Source organism: Nocardia testacea NBRC 100365 (genome assembly GCF_000308775.1).
Classification (GTDB): Bacteria; Actinomycetota; Actinomycetes; order Mycobacteriales; family Mycobacteriaceae; genus Nocardia; species Nocardia testacea.
In genome coordinates, this window is the sequence record NZ_BAGJ01000258.1 from 20065 (window position 1) to 38567 (window position 18503).

The 18503-nt window shown below is 67.0% G+C and carries 21 protein-coding genes; 13 read left to right on the forward strand and 8 right to left on the reverse strand.

Translation table 11 applies throughout. The features are described 5' to 3' along the window. Positions 1-106: 106 nt before the first annotated feature. The 5 genes from ON38_RS27380 (at position 107) to ON38_RS36380 (ending at position 4633) form a co-directional block, all read left to right on the forward strand. Positions 107-511 (forward strand): GntR family transcriptional regulator, encoded by a 405-nt coding sequence (locus ON38_RS27380; protein WP_051165261.1) that lies wholly within the window; start codon positions 107-109, stop codon positions 509-511. Between the two features lie 236 nt (positions 512-747). After that, a complete protein-coding gene (locus tag ON38_RS27385) occupies positions 748-1650 on the forward strand; it encodes a hypothetical protein (RefSeq protein WP_157181936.1) in 903 nt (300 codons plus the stop codon). Continuing rightward, a complete protein-coding gene (locus ON38_RS27390; protein ID WP_218000844.1) occupies positions 1647-2237 on the forward strand; it encodes a cysteine hydrolase family protein in 591 nt (196 codons plus the stop codon). Before ON38_RS27385 ends, ON38_RS27390 begins: the two co-directional genes overlap by 4 nt. 255 nt (positions 2238-2492) lie before the next feature. Further along, positions 2493-2663: a hypothetical protein gene (locus ON38_RS36885; RefSeq protein WP_174372467.1), complete on the forward strand. Its 171-nt coding sequence runs from the start codon at positions 2493-2495 to the stop codon at positions 2661-2663. A gap of 242 nt (positions 2664-2905) precedes the next feature. Next, complete coding sequence (locus ON38_RS36380; RefSeq protein ID WP_157181937.1) at positions 2906-4633, forward strand: hypothetical protein; 1728 nt, start codon at positions 2906-2908, stop codon at positions 4631-4633. A gap of 115 nt (positions 4634-4748) precedes the next feature. On the opposite strand, the gene ON38_RS27405 is transcribed toward ON38_RS36380, so the two are convergent. The 3 genes from ON38_RS27405 to ON38_RS35245 all read right to left on the reverse strand — a co-directional run bounded on the left by ON38_RS27405 (position 4749) and on the right by ON38_RS35245 (position 6709). Next, positions 4749-5609: a ParB/RepB/Spo0J family partition protein gene (locus tag ON38_RS27405; protein ID WP_039827922.1), complete on the reverse strand. Its 861-nt coding sequence runs from the start codon at positions 5607-5609 to the stop codon at positions 4749-4751. Then, positions 5609-6319, reverse strand: a complete 711-nt coding sequence (locus tag ON38_RS27410) for a nucleotide-binding protein (RefSeq protein ID WP_083873140.1) — start codon at positions 6317-6319, stop codon at positions 5609-5611. The genes ON38_RS27405 and ON38_RS27410 overlap by 1 nt, the downstream gene beginning before the upstream one ends. A 174-nt stretch (positions 6320-6493) precedes the next feature. Continuing rightward, complete coding sequence (locus ON38_RS35245) at positions 6494-6709, reverse strand: helix-turn-helix transcriptional regulator (protein WP_218000845.1); 216 nt, start codon at positions 6707-6709, stop codon at positions 6494-6496. A 214-nt stretch (positions 6710-6923) separates the two neighbouring features. Here ON38_RS35245 and ON38_RS37175 point away from each other — a divergent pair, with 214 nt between their 5' ends. Both ON38_RS37175 and ON38_RS34420 read left to right on the forward strand, forming a co-directional pair. After that, positions 6924-8267 carry a hypothetical protein gene (locus tag ON38_RS37175; RefSeq protein ID WP_051165266.1) on the forward strand — a complete coding sequence of 448 codons (1344 nt, stop codon included), beginning with the start codon at positions 6924-6926 and terminating at the stop codon, positions 8265-8267. 64 nt (positions 8268-8331) lie between these two features. After that, positions 8332-8850, forward strand: coding sequence for a DUF4326 domain-containing protein (locus ON38_RS34420; RefSeq protein WP_051165268.1), 519 nt, complete (start codon positions 8332-8334; stop codon positions 8848-8850). A 73-nt stretch (positions 8851-8923) separates the two neighbouring features. Here ON38_RS34420 and ON38_RS27430 read toward each other — a convergent pair whose 3' ends face one another. Next, complete coding sequence (locus ON38_RS27430; RefSeq protein WP_039827923.1) at positions 8924-9169, reverse strand: hypothetical protein; 246 nt, start codon at positions 9167-9169, stop codon at positions 8924-8926. Positions 9170-9372: 203 nt separating this feature from the next. On the opposite strand from ON38_RS27430, the gene ON38_RS34425 reads away from it, so the two are divergent. Beyond that, positions 9373-9915 carry a MobC family plasmid mobilization relaxosome protein gene (locus tag ON38_RS34425; protein WP_157181938.1) on the forward strand — a complete coding sequence of 181 codons (543 nt, stop codon included), beginning with the start codon at positions 9373-9375 and terminating at the stop codon, positions 9913-9915. Positions 9916-9922: 7 nt separating this feature from the next. After that, positions 9923-11731, forward strand: coding sequence for a relaxase/mobilization nuclease domain-containing protein (locus ON38_RS27440; RefSeq protein WP_039827924.1), 1809 nt, complete (start codon positions 9923-9925; stop codon positions 11729-11731). A gap of 104 nt (positions 11732-11835) precedes the next feature. Here ON38_RS27440 and ON38_RS27445 read toward each other — a convergent pair whose 3' ends face one another. After that, complete coding sequence (locus ON38_RS27445; protein WP_039827925.1) at positions 11836-12261, reverse strand: hypothetical protein; 426 nt, start codon at positions 12259-12261, stop codon at positions 11836-11838. A gap of 165 nt (positions 12262-12426) precedes the next feature. Further along, positions 12427-14013, reverse strand: coding sequence for a DNA cytosine methyltransferase (locus tag ON38_RS27450; RefSeq protein ID WP_085995494.1), 1587 nt, complete (start codon positions 14011-14013; stop codon positions 12427-12429). Between the two features lie 147 nt (positions 14014-14160). Here ON38_RS27450 and ON38_RS27455 point away from each other — a divergent pair, with 147 nt between their 5' ends. Both ON38_RS27455 and ON38_RS27460 read left to right on the forward strand, forming a co-directional pair. Beyond that, positions 14161-14376: a vWA domain-containing protein gene (locus ON38_RS27455; protein WP_157181939.1), complete on the forward strand. Its 216-nt coding sequence runs from the start codon at positions 14161-14163 to the stop codon at positions 14374-14376. A gap of 106 nt (positions 14377-14482) precedes the next feature. After that, positions 14483-14752 (forward strand): hypothetical protein, encoded by a 270-nt coding sequence (locus tag ON38_RS27460; RefSeq protein WP_157120262.1) that lies wholly within the window; start codon positions 14483-14485, stop codon positions 14750-14752. Positions 14753-14765: 13 nt separating this feature from the next. Here ON38_RS27460 and ON38_RS27465 read toward each other — a convergent pair whose 3' ends face one another. Further along, positions 14766-15092: a hypothetical protein gene (locus ON38_RS27465; RefSeq protein ID WP_051165272.1), complete on the reverse strand. Its 327-nt coding sequence runs from the start codon at positions 15090-15092 to the stop codon at positions 14766-14768. A gap of 22 nt (positions 15093-15114) precedes the next feature. Between ON38_RS27465 and ON38_RS27470 the strand changes: the two genes are divergently transcribed. Together ON38_RS27470 and ON38_RS27475 are read left to right on the forward strand one after the other, a co-directional pair. Beyond that, complete coding sequence (locus ON38_RS27470) at positions 15115-15294, forward strand: hypothetical protein (protein WP_245564253.1); 180 nt, start codon at positions 15115-15117, stop codon at positions 15292-15294. Positions 15295-15371: 77 nt separating this feature from the next. Further along, complete coding sequence (locus tag ON38_RS27475; protein ID WP_039827929.1) at positions 15372-15557, forward strand: DUF6011 domain-containing protein; 186 nt, start codon at positions 15372-15374, stop codon at positions 15555-15557. Positions 15558-15600: 43 nt separating this feature from the next. Here the strand turns inward: ON38_RS27475 and ON38_RS27480 are convergent. Then, positions 15601-18503: AAA family ATPase (locus ON38_RS27480; RefSeq protein WP_157181940.1), on the reverse strand; the 2903-nt coding region annotated here is incomplete at its 5' end.

Consider the following 18503-nt stretch of genomic DNA (forward strand, 5'->3'; position numbering starts at 1 on the left):
CCTCCTTCACTCTATCGACTGTCTATCTGAGTGAATCAGACTGAGTTGATAGAGTCAATCATGTTCAAGTGATTGACTTAAGTGACTCAAGGAGACTTACTCTTAGATGGTGAGCAAACCGCGATATGCCCTCATCGCCGATGACATTCGGGCCAAGATCAGCCGCGGCGACTATGCGCCCGGCGACCAGCTGCCGACCAAGGCTCAGCTGATGGAGCAATGGGGCGCTGCTCTCAATACCGTTGCGAGAGCGATCACCGAGCTGCAAAACGAGGGCCTCGTCGAGACCTTCCACGGGGTCGGGTCCTTCGTCCAATCGCCGGCGCCGGTGGAACAAGCCGGAGAAGGCGACGAGGTCGCCCAACTACGAGCCCGTGTCGAGCAGTTGGAGGCGATGTGCGCTCGCGTCGAGCAGCTAGAAACACTGATGATGGAGGTTTTTTCTAACCTCGGCCTTACCTACCCCGCCGCGCCGAACATCCCGGAGACCTCCTCCCGGGAGGCGATGTGAACGTACGTCGCCTGCCATCCTCGGGCGGAACCGTCACGGGGCTGCACACACGCGGATCCAGCTACCACCCGGACTACGCAGCCCTCGCGCGCGGCCGCGTCTCGATGGCCAGGGCTTCTGCAGGTCTGTCTCCCGTCGAATTCGCTGCGGCACTCAGTGATTTGCTCGGTCGTAGCATTCAGGCTGGTCACGTGACCTCTTGGGAGAACAGGGCAACCCCACCCGGGGATGTACTGATGGCCATCACTGCACTGGCACCGACGAACTCCAGCACCCTTGGAATTCGTTCTCACAAATTTATCGCTGCGCATGTCGGACACACGCGCGTCCAGCCGCTCGTCGAAAGCCTGGAACTGGAACGGGTCACCGGCCACCTGGGTCGAACCCCTTGCTGGATCGGACCCGTCCCCGAGACGGGCGACCACTGCTCGGTGTCGCTATTTCCCTTCGGCACGGCCATCATCCACCTGCTTGAAGATCTTGACCTGCCCGATGTCACTTCGCTCGCCTACTGGCGCTACCAGTCGTACCCAGAGAACCTCAGGTGGGCCGGGCAGTACCTCACCGAAGCGGCAGGTACAGACATCGCCGCCTCGTACGTTCTCAGCACCTATTGGGTCTACGCCGCGCCATGGGCCGGGCAGAGTCTCGACACTGGGCTGCGTTTAATCTGCGCCCCACGGGTGCTCGTCGACCGTGAGGTCACTCCAAACGCCCAAGCTGCCAGCGAGCGCACTGAACACGACCTGCTCGGTGCGGGTTACCATCCGCCCGAGATGCGCAGTTTCGGCAGTCCGGGCGTTTCCAGCGCGTGGGCAAGTTGGTCAGGGGTGGTCTACCACCCGCACGATCCTCTTCGGGGTCTTGCCGAAAACGACCTCGTCCAGTTCGAGATCGGGGTCCAGGCCATCTGGGCTTTCACGGCCTACATTAACGAGCAAATCGAAGCTGGCGTGGACCCCGACATATCACCTGAATACGGCGGCCGCTTCCTCAGAGCGATGCGGCTGCTGCTGTTCAACCCCCGGCCGCAGGAGACCGGGCAGTACCAGCAGATGCGGGAGGCGGTCGTCACCTCCAGCGGCCTGCCATCCCAGCTTGAACTAGCCATGGAGGCACTGAAGGAGGCCGGCCAGTGATCGACATAGACAAAGCAGCGCTGCTCGTCGTCGACGTACAGAACGGGTTCGTCAACGAGTTCTCGGCCCACGCGGTTCCGGTGATCGTGGACCTCGCGACCCGCTGGGCGCAGGCCGACCGGCCGACGGTGTACACCCGCTACTGGAACTACACCGGCAGCCCCTGGGAGCGCCTGATCGGCTGGAGAGCGCTGTACGGACCACCCGAGACCGACCTCGTCGAAGAACTTGAAGTGCTGGCCGATGCACCCGGATCGCACCTCCTCGACAAAACGGTTTACACCGCGCTCACCGCCGAGGGGCGCGACCTACTCCGCCGCCTCGACGTAACAGACCTAGTCATATGCGGAATCGCCACCGACGCCTGCGTTCTGAAGACAGCGCTCGACGCTTTCGAGTTCGGCTACACACCCTGGGTCGTCCGAGACGCCGTTGCCTCTAACGCAACTCGACACCGCGCGGCCGAAATCCACGAATCCGCACTACTGCACATCTCGAGGCTGGTCGGTGCTGGCCAAGTGGTCGATTCCGCCCGAATCCAGCAGTCGCTAGCAGAACGTACCGCGTCCGCTACCCCCGAGCTGTAATGCCCCCTATTACCTGGATGTTGGCGCTTTGAGCGGCTGCGGGTCGCACATGGTCGTAAGGGCGATGTGGAACCCACGCCCGAACTCACAATTTTCGTGGGAAACCAAATCCGGCGTGTCGGTAGGCGTTAACAGTTTGGGCATGGAAGGGTAACGCGCATGGCTCAGCTGCCCAAGGGAGAACGAGCCCAGGTTGGCCCACGCCTGGCGCTCGATGTTTTCGAGGCCGTACGTCGGCTCGCCGAGGAAAACAGAATGTCCGTGTCCCAGTACGTGGCGGACGTAATGGCCCTCCACGTCAACCGGCCCGACCTCGTCCTGGAGCTCGACAAGCCGCGGCATGTACCGCGGCGAGCTCGGCCGAAGAAGGGCCGCAAGCGAAAGACCGAGAAGACGAACCAGCAGGAGTTGCCACTGGCTGGATAGTGACCGCAGGCATCGGCCTGCCCTCAACAACCTCATAAACGCGGAAAGCCTCCGACCTGGTACGTCGGAGGCTCCGCATAGCACCCCAGAAGGGTCTTGTCTTGGCCGACAGATCTGAGGGTATCGCACGCCCTATTGCAGTCGCGTGCGAACACGCCCTGAACACGTGTGACAGTTACGACACCTCCTCTGATCCGCAGGGAAATTGCCCCGACGGGTCCTCGTGTGTCAGCCTCGCTGAGTTGGAGCGCGCCCTCTACGTTGCTCCGTTTATCGCGATCCAGCGGGACAACCGCGGTGACCCCGTCAAGGATCTGGTCACGCTGCGGGCGGCGGTTGCGTGTGGCCGTTCCGCCAGCGCTGGCGCCCGACTGGCGCCCGCTCTCGGTGCCGCTGACGTCGACGCCGCTACCGCCGCGCTTGGCGACGCCGCAGTCCGGGCACTGCTGGAATGGTGCGTCGCTCGTGGGCTGCCTTATCTGCTGCGCAAGAGTGGCCGTCCTGGCGGACGTCACGTGATCACCATTTTCGACAGCCCGAACACTGCCGCAGAGTGGCATCGGTTTTGTGTAAATCTCGCCGACCGCCTAGGCACTGTCGTTGACGACCGCACCGGGCAGGTACTCCGACTGCTCAGCGCACCGCACCGACGCGGCCTTCCGTCCCGAATTGTCGTCAGCACCATCACTCCCGCAGCAATCGCTGAGGCTGCTGCTGCGTGGGAGGTCCCCGTCCGTGAGTCCAAAATCTCCCGGCCCGGTCGAGCCTGCCGACGGGCGCGTAGTCGCGCGGGTAACTCTCGATCGGAAAGCGAGTTCGGCTTGGCCTGTGTGCTGGCGCGCAACGGTTATGACACCGCCGCCGCGTGGGCCGAAGTGTCGTCCAAGGGCAGCAAGGCGCGTGACCGCGGAGAACGTTGGTGGCGCCGCTACGCGTGGCTGCCTGCGGTCACCCTTGTGGCCGCCGAAGAAGGCAGCACCGAGCGAAGCGCCTGGTCCCGAGCCAAAGACGCATGTCCTGAAATCGGTCGGAACCTCCAGCAGTGGCGCGAGATGTGGAAGCAGGCTCTGACCGAGGCGAAGACGGAGCGGCCGCGCCGGCGGCGCCTGAAGCCTGCTTTGGCGACATCCACCAACCACACCGATGCCGCGGAAATACGGGCTCTTGAGGCAGGGCTGCGCGCCGCGGTGCAGGACCTTACGGATCTTGAGACACGCCGCCGAAAATCACTGTCGACGGTTCTGTGCGCCCTGGCGATGCCTCTCATCACCCGCGAGGGCTCGATCTCTCTGCGCGACCTATCCGTTCGTTCAAGGCTGGCCTTGGCAACCGTCCGGCGAGCCCTGGCGGCAGCGATCGACCTCGGTCTTTTGGAAATCAGCCGCGCCTACACCGGCGGCGCTGACGACTGCCACGCCTACCGAATTGGGCCTGCCGCAAGCTCATACATCACCCGTGCTGAAGACTATGAGCACACTAGTCTGGACACCCCCCGGCCCCTCGGCCGCTGCACCCCCGCCCGGCTGACCGCCCAGTACAACCGCGACCGGCTGTACTGGCGTGTCCGCTGCGACGCTCTGGCTGCTCTGGCCCCTGGTGAACGTCTTGCAGTCTCTCAGCACCCCGCTGCCAAACTTATGCGCTCACTGTGGTTCCAGCGCCGTTGGTGGACAAACCTCTCGGATCACGAGCAGGAGGAACGCCGCACCGCACGCCGAGAAGTCCTCCGGCAGCTCCACCCGAGTGAACGGAAAGCATGGTTCCGTTGGCTCGACCGCCGACACGACATCACGGCCGCGATGGACCGGATCCTCATCCACGCCGAGACGCCAGAGGACGCTGGGATTGTGCTGAACGCACCGCTGACAATCCACCACGGGATGCGCGATCCGCAGTGGCGGGTCGGCGGTACGCCACTGGCAACGCGGCGCACCGGGGAGGTGGAACAACCTGAGTTGTGCGTGGCCTGACAACAGCTGTGTCTGCGGACCGCACCTCGAACGCGATTTACCGGCGGTAAATCTGCACTCGCTCACAGTCCGGGGGAGGTCATTTACCGCCGGTAAATCGATTGGACAGGGTCCGCTACGTGGACAGCTTGGTGACCAGATCGGCGAGCGCTTCCTCATCGAGGTACTCGCGTAGAGCCTCGGCGAGGATGTCTGCCTGCGGCTCGAACCGGCGCAGCGCCTTGACGATCTGCGGGGCATTGGCCGGCTTCGGCGAGCTGGGAGCTTTGGGCTCACCGTCGGGATCCTTCTGGGCCTGGCGGTCCTGCGCCGCCTGCCAGGCAGTCACCTGCTGCTCCAGAGGAACTTTCGCCAGGCTCCGAGCTACCCGGACCGCGAGGTCACCCCGGCGGAGAGCGGTCTGCAGTTCCGGTGCGAGCTTGAGCAGTGCACGGCGCTGAGACACCCAGCCGGGCGACTTCTTCAGGTACGCGGCCGCAGCTTCTGCAGACTCGGATTCCTCCACCAGCGCTTCGACAGCGCGGGCTTCCTCGATCACATCGAAGCCTGCGCGAGCGACGTTCTCGGTGATGGACGCCGACAACAGGGTCGATCGGTCCGCCGCGACCTCATCCTTGATGACGAACTCGAGCTCGCCGCGGCCGTACCGGTGAGACGCCGCCAACCGCCGGCAGCCGTTGATCACCACCCAGCGCGCATCCCCGACCTTGCCCTGGTCCTCGGGATACAACCGCAGATACGCAGCCCGCGTGACCACAAGCGCCGGTTGCAGCTGCATCTGACCGATCGACTCCAGATCCACCAGATCCCCGACGTCTTCGCGCGGGTTCCGGGGGTTGGCCACCAGCTCCGCCAGCGGCGCCGAGGTCGGTGGACCGCTCGGCGCCGGCTGAGACGCTTCTCCATCGACAGGCGACTTCTCACCGACGCTGTCGAACAGATCTGCCAGGTTCTTCCTGGTGCCGCCGCGGGCCATCACACAGCCACCTTCAGCTCAAGCGCCAGCTTGTAGAAGTCCTCCCGCGCCCGCAGCGAGGTACCACTGCTGGGGTACTCGGTGACGACCTGGCCGTTGAGGGAGGCCCTGGTATGCAGCTTGTAGCGCCGGATCACCGTCTTCGCGCCGGTCCAGTTGTTGCGGCGGATGAACTCGATGGTCTCGTCGCGGTCCTGCTCCCCGTCGCGTGGATCCCAGTTGTTCAACACCACCCGGTACTTCAGCCCGCGCGGCTCGATCACCTTCCGGATCGTCCGCGCGGTCGGATCGAAGGTCAGCGGTTCCGGAGTGATCGGCACGATCACCAGATCGGCTGAATCGAGAACCGCACGCAGTGCGTCCCCCGCCGGGCCCTCCCCGAGGGGATCCCGTTCGTCCTGTGACTCGGCCATATCTAGCCATCCGGGCGTATCGACGAACACATGGTCGATACCCGGAAGTTCCTTCAACCGCTTCAACTCATCCAGATCGGCGTGCGCCTGGACCACGTGGAACGGTAGATTGTCCACCCGCGACCCCCACCACACCGCGGAACCCTGAGGGTCGATCGACACCGCCGCCACAGGCGAAGGGGCATCCGGATCCAGCCCGTCCCCCACCACTTCCGACGTCACCGCCGCCAGATTCACTGCCAGCGTAGACTTCCCAACGCCGCCCTTCTGATTGAGCAGCACATGCACAACAGCCACCGGTACTCTCTTCCGTTGCTTCACCCCGGCCGGGGCTACTCGGATAGCGACCGCAGCATACGACGCCCACCCGAACACCACCCAGGTGAAACACCGGGTAATCGCTCAGCCCGACGAAATCACAGGGCGAGTATCGATTTACCGCCGGTAAATATCAGCGTCGTCGGAGACCTCTCAGGAGCGTAGAGAGCTCGACCGGCCGGCCGCCGGAACGCCACGACCAGGGCGAGAAACCTCCCACTCCTCGATCGTCGACTCCAGCCACCCCCGATTACGACCTACCTCAGCATCGTGCGGCGGCAGCATCCCCTTGCGGTAATAGCTCTTCACAGTGTTCAGGCTCAGCTCCAGCCGATCGGCGATCTCGGCGAGCGACAGGTAGTGAATCACCACCAAATAATACACCCTTAAGGGTTGATAATACACCCTTAAGGGTGTATTATCAAGATGTGGAGCTCCGCCTGCTCTGCGTCGCGCACTGCTGAAAAGGAGGGATTTCCAAGATGCTTCGTCGCCAAAGAACAATCACCACGGACGGCGACTCCCTGCTCGCCGTCGACCTCACCGATCCGGTCCAGCTCGCCCGTCAGGAAGGTGACCCCCAGTGACCACCACCGACCACCAGCCGCCGGCGCACGCCCACCGCGCCCACGACCACCGGGCCGCGCTGATGTCGCTGAGCACCAAACGCGACCAAGTCCGCTACGCCTGCTCCCAGCTGCCCTCACCCACCGGCGGAGCGGTACAGAACTGGCTGCGTCACTACGGCATCGACGCCGGCCGCACCCTGGCCGCCACCGAGGCCACCGCCTGGCGCAAGCAGAACGGGCTGGTCAACACCGGCGACCTGCAAGCGCTCACCGCCGAGGTTATCGCCGGACTCGACGCCGAACGCGCCGAGAAGACAGCAGCAACCGACAAGCACACCATCGAACCGAACAGCGAACAGCCGCCGGTGAACACCGAACAGTCAGACGGAGACGACATGCCCGCCCTCCCGGACTCGGCCCTCACCGACGCGAACACCGAACACGACCACAGCAGCGAACAGGCCGAGCGAACAGCGAACACCGAACAGCCGCCCCTGGCGCCGGTGAACATCTCGGCGGTGAACGAACATCCCACCGACGAACAGCCGGCGGAGAGCACCGAACACGACGCCGTTCCTGCGAACAGCGAACACCGAACAGTCGCCGGTGAACAGGCAAGTCTCCCGGCCTCGCCCGCGCTGTTCGCTGCCCAGCCGCCCGACACCGCCGAACACACGGCAACGGCACCGGTGAACACCGGGCCGAACACCGGGCCGAACACCGGGCCGAACACCGGGCCGAACACCGAACTGCAGCATGTAGACCACAGCCAGGACGAGCCGACCCACAGCGACTCGGGCGGGCAGGGGGCAGCCGCGCCGGCGGGGGAGAAGAAGGCTGCGTCCCCGCTCGTGGTGTGGCCGGTGCTGCTGATGGCGATGGCCGCCTTCGTCGCGGTATGGAGCGGCTGGGTCGGACTGGGCGAGATGACCGGGTTCGGCGAGGTCCGGCCGCTTCCCGGGATCGCGGACAACTTCGTCATCAACTCCGCGATCACCCTGCCCATCGGCGTGGAGGCCTACGCCGCGTACGCGATGTATGTCTGGCTGTCGGGGCGCTGCCGCAACGACGCCACCGTGATCTTCGCGAAGTGGTCCTCCATCGGTGCGCTGCTGCTGGGTGCTGCCGGGCAGATCGCCTACCACCTGCTCGAACAGGCACAAGCCGACAAGAGGGCCGCCGCCCAGGCCCTCGCCGACGCCGCCGCAGCGGCGACCGGCCAGGCAGCCGAACGCGTCGTGCTCGGCGCCCCTTGGTGGATCACCACGTTCGTGAGCTGCCTGCCTGTCGTCGTGGTCGGTCTCGGCGCCGCGCTGGCCCACATGGTCCGCAGCGAACGTGAGAACGAGGGCTCATGACCCCGTTCACCGAACACCATCCCGGCGAACACCGAACACCCCGGACCGAACAGGAGCCTCCTCGATGACAGCGAACACCATCACCCGGAGCGAACACCGAACAGTGAACACCGGTGAACAGCCGCCGCTGAACACCGAACATCACATGTTCACTCCGGCGGGCCAAACCGAACAGCGAACAGCCGCATCACCGACCGCCGAACGCCCGGCGGGGGTGGCCTGTTCACCGCACGGCGGCAGTGAACACCGGCGAACACCCGTGCGCGTTCAGCGTCGCCGGGTACGCGGATGGCGGCGGCCGAGTACAGGCGTGATCGTCGATCGCACGTCCCGGTTCGGCAACCCGCACACGGTCAGCAACCAGTCCGGTAGTCCCACCGAACAGCACGCGGCCGCCGTCCGCCGCTACGTTCGGTGGCTCGACGGTGAAGGGCCGGACGTCATCGAACACCGCCGGCGCCGCTTCAACCGGCAGTGGGTGCTGACGCACTTGCCCGAGCTACGCGGTCGGGATCTGTGCTGCCCGTGCGAGCCGGGGTTGCCCTGCCACGCCGACGTGCTGCTTCAGCGCGCGAACACCTGAAACCCAACGCAACATCTCGACAGAGCGAAGGACCTGGCGGCCATTACTCGCCAGGTCCTTCGCGCGTTCAAACCTACCCGGCCGGATCCGCCGGTCTCGGCGGGGTGACCTCGCTCAGCGCGAGGGTCGCGTGGATCTGGGCCTGGGCCTGGAGCGCGGTGACCCGCTGCCACATCACCCGGTCGGAGGTCTCCCTGCCGCTGCTGTAGCTCAGCCACCCGCCGTCCCCGGGTAGATCGGTCGTCGATTCGAGCGCGGCCTGCAGTTCTCGCCCCGCCTGTGCCGCGAGATCCGCGGCCCGTTCTGCATGCATCGTCATGCCCGGAAACCGTAGCGATCAGCGCCCGCCGGCGGAGCCGAATTCCTTTGGTGTGGTCCCGATCCGAATGTCCTCACGCGCCGTACTGCTCGGGTATCCTGGCAGGTGAGAACGATGTCAGCGAGCTAGTTTTTAGGGCCACTAACGTGGCCCCACCCCGGCAGGCGGGGTGGTCGCTGCGCTAGGCCGGAGGAGAGGTTGCGGTGGCAGGGGAGTCCAGTGATCTGCGTGCGCAGGCGCGCCGCCGGCGGCAGTCGAACGTGGCCGGAGGCCGACCACACAAGCCGAAGGTGCCGATGTCGGATGACGAGCACCGGCGGTTGACCGCGCGGGCGGATGAGTTGGGAATCAGCGTGCAGCGGCTGCTGGTGGAGACCGCGATGGCGGCCCTGCCCGACTCCGATTCACCGGCCCCGGCGCGGTCGGCGTCGACGGATCCGGGTCGGGCGTACGCGGCGTTGCAGCTGCTGGAATTCGATGGGCAGCTGCGTCGTATCGGCAACAACCTCAACCAGTTGACCCGGTGGTCGCACCAGCACGAGGAACTCGCCGAGGGTCTCGGGATCGCGTTGAGCGCGGTGGTGCAGGCCAGCCTGAGCGTGGACGCCACCGCACGGTGGGTGATGGGTCTGGGCCCCGCGGTGCAGCTTCCAGCCCTCGATGCCTCGCAGCCCTCGGTCGTGGATGTCGATGAAGAGGCCGCGTTGGCCAGTGAGTGGGCGCTGTCGGACGAGACGGGCCGGTGAGGCGGCCGTGATCCCGAACATCAAGAAGGGCTCGTACATGCGGGACCTGCTGGTGTATCTGGCGGGGAAGGGCAAGGAGAACGAGCACCGCGATCAGCGACTGATCGCGGGGGACGTCGTGACCCGGGCGGTGTTCGGTGGCCGGATCACCACGGCGCAGGCGGCGGAGATGGCGCGGCTGCTGGACTCGCCGCGTCAGACCGTGCTGCGGGGCGAGCCTGTGCTGACCACCGACCGGGCCAAGGCCCGCACGCTGATGGCGCAGGGAATGGACCAGCGTGAGGCGATGCAGGCCGCGACCAAGGACGTGAACACCTGGCATTGCAGCTTGAGCCTGCGGCCGGAGGAGGGGCAGCTCAGCGAGGAGACGTGGGCTTCGATCGCCGACGACTTCATGGAACTCATGGGGTTCGCGGGCCGGGACGACGGTGTGCCTGATGTGCGGTGGGGTGCGATCGCGCATGGCTTGAACAAGGGCGGTGGCGACCACATTCACATCGCCATGGGGGTGGTACGTCCGGATGGTTCGATCGCGGACCTGTTCCAGGACTACACGCGAGCACAGAAGGCGTGCAACGTGCTCGAACACCGGTACGGGCTCGAGGTTCTGGCCAGCAGGGAGGAGGGCGGGACCGAGCGGGCGACCAAGCCGGCGGAGCGGGCCCGCCAGGAGCGCGAGGGCGCTCCGGAGACCGACCGAGAGGCGATGCAGCGGCGGGTCCGCGCTCTCGCCGTAGCGGCCAGCAGTGAAGCCGAATGGGTTCGGGAGATGCGGGCGGCCGGGATCATGCCCAAGGCCTACTACGAGAAAGGCGGCCGCGAGGCCGTCACCGGCTACTCGGTGGAGTGGCGCCCGGAACGTGGTGCGGATGGTCGGCGGGAGAAGACGCTGACGTTCTCCGGGCTGCGGCTGGGCAAGGACATGACGCTGCCGCAGCTGCGCCGCTGGGCAGGCTGGGACCAGTCCCCAGAAGCCGCCACCGAGGCGCTGGCCGAATGGAACAAGGCCACCGACTCACGAGGCCGGCCACAGATCTCCTCACCGCTGGACGAGCAGCAGGCGATCGCGGAGCTGGCGCAGTGGAGCGCGTACATGCGCACCATCCCGGTGAATGATCGTGCGGCCTGGGCCGAAGCAGCCGGTCGCACTTCCGGGCTGTTCGCGGCGGCGAGCGCGGCCACCGAATACGCGCCGGGGCCGTTGGATCGGCTGTCGCGGCGGCTGGCGGCGGCTTCGGACCTGGACGCGCACAAGCGTCCGGAACGGCCGATACACGACACCCAGATCAAGGCAGTCGCCCGGATGCTGTGGATCAAGAAGGGCCAGAGCGCCGCCGACATGGCACTGATCTACGCGCTGATGGATTGCCTGCTGGCGGTCCGCGACATGATGGCGGCCACCGAACGCGCCCGCACCGCAGTCAAGGCGTCGGATGCCGCCCGGCAGACGCTGGCCGAGATCCACATGCGCGCCGATGGTATCGACCCGACCAAGCCCTACATCACCGAGAAGGGATCCCCGCCCTGGCTGGCGCAGACCCAGGCCGCGGTGGTCGTCGATGGGCTCGACAGCGCTGCGGCGCAAGCCGATATGCGTGAGGCGTATGCGGCGTGGAACGCACGCCGGCTGTCGTCGATGGAGGTGCTGCCCTACAACGAGCGCGGGCAGATCATCGAGCGCACGTCGGCCGCGAAGGGTTCCGCCCCGGCAAAGAAGCGTGACCGGAAACTGAGTCCGACGCAGGAAGCGGCTCTGCGGCAGGCCCGCGCCCCGCAGCGGCCTGGCCGTGAGCAGGACCGCGGGCACGGCCGCTGATCTTCTCGGGGGTCGCCGTGGTATCGGCCGGAAGTCGGGCGGGTATGACGTAGCCGCTGGTTAGTGGGTGCGGGAAGCGTCAGGCCCGCGAGCAGGTTGGCCGATCAGCTCAGCAACGCTTGCATATCCCCGCTGCGCCAGAAGGTGCCCCACGAGGCGAGCTCCTCGGTAGTGAACATGCGCTCGGGCCGGAGCTGAAACTGAACGCCCTGAACGTCGATGTGGGTGTAGTGCCTGTCATCCGCCGCGAAGTCGAATGTCACATCGCCGGGTCGCAGCACTGTGGTCACCTCGTCGTCGGCCGAGGCGTTGACCAAATACTGGATCACCTGGATCTCGCTCGGCACGGCGCCGCGCCACGACAGCACGAACCCCGGTTTGATCGGGGTGGACCACAGATGGAATCCCAGACTTCCTCCGAACGGGCCGATGTAATCGAGCAGCAAGCTCAGGACCCGTCCCGCCACCTCGAAGGTGTGCGCGTCGCCTCGCTGCAGCGATGAGGTCTTCTTGCGGGCGTCTGCCGTCATGCCGCGCGATTTTCCTCTCCCTCCCCCTCGAAACCACGAGGGCACGCCGAATCGCCATATCCGTTGGTTTTTCGGCGGTTACTACGGGGACCTCCTCGTCCGTCCTCTGAACAGCGCCGGACCCCGGCGAGTAATGGTCGCCGGGGTCCGTCGCTTCGGGGAGGTCTACGTGGTTGCGTAGCGCTCGATGTCCTCTCCGGTGATGGTCTCCACCAGGGCGCAGCCGAGTACTTCGGCGGCCGGTGGGGTGACGGCGTTGCCGTATCCGCGGGCCTGGGTGCGTTTGTCTCCGATCGGTTTGAACGTGCGGGGGAAGGCCATTCCGCCCCGGATTTCGTCGGGTTCGAGCATCCTGAATGTGCATTCGTTGATCAGGCGGGCCGGGTCGATGCCGAGCAGGCCGTGCCGGTCGCGGGTGGTGAGTGTGCCCAGTGGATCGCTGACCGGGTGGGGTATGCCGGTGCGGTAGTAGGGCACCAGCAGTGCGTCCCGGGCAGCCTCGGGGGTGCCCGGGGCCTGCACCAGGCCGTGATGGAACCCGGCGGCGGAGAACGTCGCCAGCGGCTGGTCCACGCCCCGTGCGGATTTCTTGCTGCCTCCGCCGCGCAGGCTGGTGATGAACGGCGGGATGACCAGACCGAGTTCGCGGCGGGTGGTCTGGGTGGGCAACGGGCGTCCCACCATCCGGCCGGTGATCTCGGCGCGTTTGCTGGTCTGCACGATCATCGGCGGCATGACCAGCCCGTCGGTTTCGCGGGTGGTGCGGGTCGGCATCGGCGCGGCCAGCGAGGACGGTTCGCGCCGCCAGGTCCCGCCGGCGGGGGACAGAAACGGTTCGTTGGCGAACTTCTCCAGCCCGACCCGGATGCGGGCGAGGGTGTTGTCGGCCAACGGTTTGGCTCGGGCGCCGATCTTCTCGCCCGGATCCAGGCTCCAGTCGATCACTGTGGAGGCGGGTGTGGTGTAGGGCTCGACTTCGGAGAATCGGCAGGTCTTGGAGGGGCAGCGGTAGGTGTACTGGCCGGAGCGGCCGTAGCGGCCCATCTCGATCCCGGGACGTTTCCAGGACTGCACCGCATCGACCTCCCGAGCGCAGGTCTCACACCATGCCCGCGGCCGCAGCCACTTCGCCCAGTTCGGGCGCCGGCCGAGTGATTTCAGCCAGTAGACCAGGTAGAGCCGGTCGCGGGACTGTGGTGCGGGGTCGGTGAGTCGGGGGATGACGTGCATGCTGTTCAGCGCGATCAGCTGGGTTTCGTAGCCGATCTCCTCGATTTCACCGATCCAACGCTGCCACTGATCCCATTTGCGGCACTGGATGACGTTCTCCATCACCCCGCCCAACACGGGCTTGCCCCTGGCCGCCATGGCTCGCAGATACCGCGGGATCTGTTCGACCAGGGCGCGGCTGCGCGCGGCCGCCGGGTCCTCCAGGACCAGGCCCAGTTCGTCGTCGGCGAGCAGCGAGTACTGGTTGGACTGGTCGAAGTAGCGTCTGACGCCCTTCGCGTCGGTCCAGGCCGGGCAGGCCGGGGACGCCCAGAACAGTTCGGTGTAGGGCAGCGTGGTCAGGTCGATCTCCTCGACATCGCCCGGCGGGAGATGTTCGGCGTCGGGGAAGTTCAGCGAATGGACCTGAACGCACACTTCGTTGTGGTTGGCCGCGAGCCGCAGGTCGATGCCGGGGACCTGTTCCCAGCCGAGCGAATCTCCGCCCCATCCAGCGAAATACACCGTGCTGCTCAGGCTCATGACCGGACCTCGCTCGGCGCGGTCCGGCGGGGGTTGGGGTTGATCGTCATCTGCATCTCCGGAGGTGGAGGAATAGGACCATTCGAGTATGCGTGAATGAGTGAATGCGCGCAATCCTTCATGCGCGCATAGTGCTAGGCTGCTGCTATGGCTACAGGAACTCCCGGCGACAGCGCCGCCACCGTGAACTGGTCTGTCCGGCTCGATCCGGCCGACGCCGAGAGCTGGGACGATCTCCTGCACGCTCTCCGTCGCGAGACCGGCCGGCGCACGCTCACCAAGGCCACGCTCTTCCGGGCCCTGATCGACACCGCCGAGGATTCGGCCGCTCGGCGGCGGCTGATCGAGATCCTCACCGCCTGATCGCATCCCCAACCGAGGTACTGCCGCGACCCTGCGGGTCTTGCCGCCCGATGGGCTCTCCCTGGTGCGCCGTCGAGAGTCGGTGGGACCGGTCATGATGGTGCGCATGGACCGCACACAGCCATTCCGGTTCGGGCCCGGCTCCTACCCGTGCCAGAACCCGCGGTGCCACATCGCCTACCACCCGATCCCGACGTGCCCCTACCAGCTGCCCGAACCGTCCCGCCCGGTGAACCCGCGCGCCCTCGATGGCCGGCGCCGGATAGAGCAGTTGGAGCGGGAAGGGCGTCTCCCGCATGTGGAGCCGTTCCCGATGTGGTGGATCTACCTGATACCGCCGGCGCTCGTGGTCCTGCTCCTACTCATGCTGTTCTGACCCGCGCCGCTGCTCAGGGGTTGCGGTCCTCGTTCTTGGTCAGCGCGTGGGCGGGGCACCACTGGCGGGTTTCGACGTAGCCGCCGCGGTTGCCGGTGGGGATGGCCAGATGCACGTATCCGATCCATCCGCCGGTCACGGATCTGGCCCAGGCGTAGAGCAGGCCGGGCACGGTGGCGGTGGTGTCGAGGCCGGCGGTCTTGGTGCGCATCGAGATGGCGTCGCGGCGGAACCCTGGCTCGGGTGCGAGGACGACGTTCAGATCGACCAGGACTGGGGTCGGTGGGTCCAGGACACGCCGCAGAGGCGCGGAGAACTCGTCGTTCCAGGCTTCGAACACGCATTCGATTATGCTCGGGGGCGTGCTCGAAGTCGGCGATCAGGTGCGCATCGGGGAGTCCGGTGAGTCGGTCTTCGTGGTGCTTGAGGTCGACTCCGACGAGGGGCGGGCGGTGATCGAGTCGGTCGACGACTCCGCCGCTGGTCGATACCCCTTTTCCATGCCGCTGGGTGCCCTGGTCCGGGTGGACCCCACCGGCTGACGGCGTCTCTACGCCGGGCCCGGTGTCGGAGGGGCGTGCGATCCTCACGGCATAGCTGACCTGGCCGGAGGAGAGAGATGGCCGAAACCGAGGAACGGCCCACCGTGAAGCTGGTCGCGGTCTGCCGCCGTTGTCACGGCTGGCTGTTGTCGCCGCGGTCGATCGCTGAGGGGATCGGGCCGACCTGCGCGGTCCGTGAGCGGGCCGAGCAGCGGGCGGCCGCGGTTCCGCCGCCGCTGGCTTTGTTCGACGTCGCGGCGTAAGACACTCCGGGGTTCACCGGTATCGCTCGTGGTCGGCGGGAGGTCACAGGCCGTACCCGTGGCTGCGGCTGGGCCCGGAATCGTGGGACGGGCCGCTGCGGTGCATCCGTATATCGACGGCCCGGCTACGGCCGGCCTGGGCGCGGACCGACCCGCCGAACATGTCGTCGATGTCCCAGTGGGGGTGGGGTTCGGTCGCTTCGGGCGGGCGTGAGAGCGCGTCGCGGAACGCGACATGCCAGGTCTCGGGGTCGTTCGCGTCTTCGCGGGTGCTGCCGCGGGCGTCGTCGCGGAGGGCCTCTTCGATGCGGCGCTGCGGTTCGGGCATGTCGATGCGGCGTTGTTTCTCGTCGAGCATCTGTTGCATGCGGGCGCGGAGCTGCTGGTCGGCCTGCTCATGGTGGGCTACCTGCTGTTCCGCGCGCGCTACTCTCTCCAGGCGCGAGGCCCGTTCGCTCTCGTAGTTCTCGATGAACGTCTGCGCTTTGGTGAGACTGGTATCCCAGTTGAAGGAGGCGCCCGCGGTCTTCTCTGCTCTGGTCTTTGCTTCGCGTGCTGCGTCTTCGGCCTTTTCGAGGCCGGCCTGGGCTTTTTCGTAGCGGGTCAGGCTGTCGTCGTGCGCGGCTTGGCGGTCGGCTTTGAGCCACCACTGCCAGCGCTTGACCTCACCGAGCAGTTCTTGGGCGGTCCACCACTGTCGGTAGACCGCCCGCGTGACCTGCTCCCACTTCTCCCGGGTGCTCTCGGCTTTGCGGGCGGCGGTGATGTCTGCGATTTTCGCTTTCTCCTGGTCGCGGATCTTGTCGAGGTCGCCGACAGAGTCCTGGGCGGAGGCGAGTTCTTTGTTGGCCCGCCACCGCTCGCGGTTGCTCTTGCGCCACTTCTCGTAGAGCTGGAGCCCCTTGATACCGAGCAGGAACTCGGGGGTGGCGCGCAGCGGGTCGGCCTGCAGATACCGGCGCAGATGCTCGCGGTCACCGGGTTCGCCGCGGGTGTCGGTGAGCCGCCAGTGCAGGGCGGCCGCAGGTTGTTCGTAGGGCAGCGGTCGAATCGCGGCGGCGGTCCGGACGTCGGTGGCGGTGTCGTGGCCGGTGTCCTGGGCTTGGGACAGCTCGGCGGCCAGCACCGGCCAATACGGATCGGTGAGTAGGCGTTCGTCGACCTCACGCGCCAGCGGCGCCCACCGGCGGGTGTGGGTGTCGAGGCCGCCGATCTTCTCGGCGACCGCGGTGTCGAGGCGCTGCTGGGCGGTGCGTTCGACGGAGGGGTAGCAGGGCGGCCCGGTCGGCCGGCGGTCACTGTCGGGCACGGCGTGGGCGTATCGCCAGATGGCCAGTTCAGACAGCAGATCGGGTCCGACTCCACCGATCGCGGCCGCCCACGTCGGTGCACTGTCGGGGGTCCAGGCGCGGGCGGCGCGGTCGATGTCCTTGACCGCGTGCGCGATCGTGAACCACTGGCCTTGCAGGTACTCGCCGTAGGTCGGTTCGGTGCGCAGCGTGTCGGGGAGCGCGGGCAGCCAGTCGATCGGTCCGCCGCCGGTGGGCCGGCCGATCCGCCAGTCCAGCACGGCGGCTTTGTCGTCGGCAGTATCGAGGTCGCGGGCCTGGACGGCGGTGGTGAGTTCGGCGATCGGGTCGCGGCCGTCCATGGCGACCAGGTGCAGGGTTTGGCGCAGCACCGGCCAGGCTTCTTCGTCGGTGATCCCGGGCACCAGTTGTTCGGCGGCCGCGGTGAGCCGGGCGCGGTGCTCGTCGCCCAGGACCGCATCGGCGGTGAGTCCGAGCGCGTCGAGGTAGGCGTCGACCGAATGCGCGAGCATGCGGCGCGGGTCGCCGGCTTCGCGGGCGGTGGTGGTCGCCGAGGTCTGGGTGCCCTCCCGCGCGAGGATCTCGGTTATCAGATCCAGCGCGGTCGGCGGGTTGAGCGCCCGCCAGGTGTGCGTGTTGTCCAGGTCCTCACCGGTATCGGCGGTCGCCAGGTAGAGGTGGCTTCCCGAGCGGGCGCGGGTCGCGAGCACGTAGAGCTGGGCGCGGGATTCCCGCCCGGTGAGGACCCCGTGGCAGGTGTCGACGGTGAGGCCTTGGGCGGTGTCGATGGTGGTGGCGTAGCCGAGGTCGACGTGTTCGGCGACGTAATCGGCGGGCAGGGTGACCAGTTTCCCGGATCCCAGGTGGGCGGCGGTGATCCGGCCGTCGGGGTGGACAGTGCGGACCTGCCAGCGGTAGCCGTTGCGCACGTGGTCGGTGCGGGAGAACCAGAGACCGTAGTGGTTGCGGCGGGTGGTGATGATGTCGTCGGCCGAGGCGGCCAGGCCGTCGTCGAGCTGCACTTCGGGCCCGGTCGGGGCGCCGGTGCGGGTGAGGCGCTCGCTGCGGGCGAGGGCGTTGAGTTGGCCGACCAGGTCGCGGGTCGGGGCGAGCAGGATGCTGTCGCGGCCTTGGGCGGTGTCGGCGCGCCAGCCCCGCCAGGCCGAGGCGATGGCGTCGCCGAGGGTGCCGACGTGGAGGCGGTTGTGGTCGGCGTAGTAGGCGACCGCGGCCGGATCGCCCTCGCGCAGCGCGAGGCTGGCGGCCTGCTCACCCGGATCGGAGAAGCGGACCACGCGGGTGAGGGTTGGGGCTCCGGCGTGGTGGACGATATCGCGGATCACTCCGCCGGCGGCCACCGAGGCCAGCTGCCGGTCATCGCCGACAGCGCGGATACTCGCACCGCGCTCCAGCAGCCACGACACCGCCGAGTCCAGCGCCAGGGTGGGGGTTTTCGCGGCCTCGTCGAGGACCACCAGCGTGTCGGGCCCGATCGAGCGCACCCACTCGGGTAGCTCGGATTCAGCCCGGTCGGAGCGGGTGAGGGCGAGCAGCATATCGACGGTGGCGCAGTGGTGGCCGAGTTCGTCTTGCAGGTTCGCCGCGGCCGCGCCGGTGGGGGCCAGCCCGACCACGG